Source organism: Actinomadura rugatobispora (assembly GCF_042656285.1).
Lineage (GTDB): Bacteria > Actinomycetota > Actinomycetes > Streptosporangiales > Streptosporangiaceae > Spirillospora > Spirillospora rugatobispora.
Genome location: NZ_JBHSON010000223.1, coordinates 1 through 1632 on the forward strand (window position 1 = coordinate 1; position 1632 = coordinate 1632).

At 59.3% G+C, this 1632-nt stretch carries 3 protein-coding genes and 1 pseudogene; all 4 read left to right on the forward strand.

What is annotated here, in order from left to right:
- Window positions 1-466: pseudogene (locus ACFPZN_RS55940) on the forward strand (hypothetical protein); the annotation flags it as partial.
- Window positions 466-831 carry an Imm40 family immunity protein gene (imm40, locus tag ACFPZN_RS56870; protein ID WP_464043300.1) on the forward strand — a complete coding sequence of 122 codons (366 nt, stop codon included), beginning with the start codon at window positions 466-468 and terminating at the stop codon, window positions 829-831. The pseudogene ACFPZN_RS55940 and the gene imm40, both read left to right, overlap by 1 nt.
- 25 nt (window positions 832-856) lie before the next feature.
- Complete coding sequence (locus tag ACFPZN_RS56875; protein WP_464043298.1) at window positions 857-1117, forward strand: DUF7919 family protein; 261 nt, start codon at window positions 857-859, stop codon at window positions 1115-1117.
- Between the two features lie 25 nt (window positions 1118-1142).
- Window positions 1143-1632, forward strand: a 490-nt coding sequence (locus ACFPZN_RS55945) for a helix-turn-helix domain-containing protein (protein ID WP_378293552.1), incomplete at its 3' end; no start/stop codon positions are given.

The following is a 1632-nucleotide window of genomic DNA, read 5'->3' on the forward strand; positions in this document are numbered from 1 at the left end:
ACGCCTCTGGGGAGCCGTCTCCGACATCGCCGGAGGCATCAAGGACTGGTTCAAGGCCAACCGAGCCCTCAAAGCCGCCGAAAAAGCCGCCAACACAGCCAGAGCCGCCGCCGACGCCGCACCAGATTTCCGTGATGGGACTCAACCCAGGTTCTCTGTCGATAAAGATGGGGTAGCCACCGACCACCATGCCGACCCGAATGACTTGGTTAATCCGCTAGAGGGAACGACATATACACAAAAAGTTCGAGATCAGATCGAAAGCGGCGACAATCACGGATTCCCGGCAATTATCGACACAATTCCCATGGCAAGAGATGCCTCCGAAATTGCTGGCGGCGATGGCGTTCTTAGGATCCATGTTAAGCTGCCGGGGGCGGTTAACGGTAGACAAGGGACATTTCATTGGATCATTGAGCCAGATGGAATGATCAACCACAGATTCTTTGATCGGAGAATGAAGTAGTGGCGGCACCGAAGCAAGAACGACTCCTCGCGGCACTTCCGCATAGGTTGCAGGCCCTGGCCGTTGACCTGAGTAGCGAGGGATCCTTCGAGTACGCATTTCCTGTCGCTAATTGTGACGAGGTCTTCGAGGCGCTTGTGGCGTCGGGGTTCGTACCGACGGGCGGAGACCTTTGGGAGCCGCTCAGTGATGGATTCGGTTCCACAGGTGAGGGCTGGTACTTCCAGCGCGATGAAGGTTCTTCCGCAGCGGAGACCTTGACGCTCGCTAGACGCCGTTGGGACGCATTTAGGATGACCTTGCTTGACGGGGACGTAAGATATGTAACCTTTATGGGGAGCTTTCCTGAAAATGAAGTGAGGTAGACGTGGGGCCGTGTCATTGGGCGGCATGTCGAAGCAGACCATCGACTTTGGGTCACTGATTGGCATATATTATAAAGACGTGTCAAAATATGAATATTGGCGCACGAATTGTCCTCCAAGGCCACCTGAAATACCGTGCATGATGCTGAACGTCGGTTGGTTGGCATGTGGCCATTCATACGAAACGGGAGTGTTTCCGGAACCGGCACTGGAGAGATTGATCGAGCTGGCAGCCAGCCTGGCAGTCGGCCCAATTCGCCCAACTAGTGCCCCGTATCTGAAGTAGCTTTACTCTTGCCCCGAGTGAGATCATGCCGATTGTGGATCTTTCGAAGCGGCAGCGTTCGGCGCTTGAATCGGTGGTCGGTGAGGGCGGGTATGACGGGTCGGTCGCGGCTCGTGCGCAGATTGTTCTGTGGTGGGCGGACGGTCGTTCGGTGGCCGAGATCGTGCGGTTGTCGGGAGCGACGAAACCGACGGTGTACAAGTGGCTGGACCGATATGAGCGGTCCGGGCTGGACGGTTTGATCGATCTGGAGCGGCCGGGCCGGCCACGCGGGATTTCGCAGCGGGTGCGGTCCCGGATTGTGGCGCTGACCCGGACATCGCCGCCCGAACGGCTGGGCGCCCGGGTTCTATGCCCCCAGGCGCAGCTCCGGTCCCTCCGCCGCCGAGGTTCGAGCCCAGCTTCTCGAGGCCGCGGCGGCCGCCATGCGCGCCCGCGTCGCCGGCGCCCAGGCCCGCATCGCCAATGCCGCCAAGGTCCTCGCCAAGATCGCAGCCGACGAACTCGGCATCACC